This window comes from Agrobacterium sp. K11, assembly GCF_059429395.1.
In genome coordinates this window covers 1-608 of sequence record NZ_JCAHRB010000053.1, presented here as the reverse complement: position 1 = coordinate 608, position 608 = coordinate 1, and the positions used below count along the sequence as shown (strand labels likewise).

The window sequence follows — 608 nt, the reverse complement described above, 5'->3', positions numbered from 1 at the left end:
CGGCATAAGCAGAAAGGCTCAAGCACAGGCTTGAGGACAGGCTTATGTCTAACGACTATCGACACGTTGAATTGCTGACGGGTGATGTTCGCCGCAGGCGGTGGACAACCGAGCAAAAGCTGACAATCATTGAGCAGAGTTTTGAACCCGGCGAGACGGTATCTTCGACCGCTCGCCGTCATGGCGTGGCGCCCAATTTGCTTTATCGGTGGCGCAGGCTCTTGAGCGAGGGAGGTGCTGCAGCCGTGGATTCTGACGAGCCGGTTGTCGGGAATTCGGAAGTGAAGAAACTGGAGGATCGCGTCCGGGAGTTGGAGCGCATGCTCGGTCGCAAGACGATGGAGGTCGAAATCCTCCGCGAAGCCCTTTCCAAAGCGGACTCAAAAAAACGGATATCGCGGCCGATCTTGTTGCCGAAGGACGGTTCGCGATGAAGGCCGTCGCAGACACGCTGGGCGTCTCCCGTTCCAACCTCATCGAGCGGCTGAAAGGCAGATCAAAGCCGCGTGGGCCATACAACAAGGCCGAGGATGCAGAGCTTCTGCCCGCCATCCGCAGGCTGGTGGATCAAAGGCCAACCTATGGCTATCGGCGGATCGCCGCGCTCC

Annotated in this window: 1 pseudogene; it reads left to right on the top strand. The window is 58.7% G+C overall.

Features of this window, described 5'->3' with window-relative positions:
* Positions 1 to 44 precede the first annotated feature (44 nt).
* A pseudogene (locus AC5SEO_RS26910) lies at positions 45 to 608 on the top strand (IS3-like element IS426 family transposase); the annotation flags it as partial.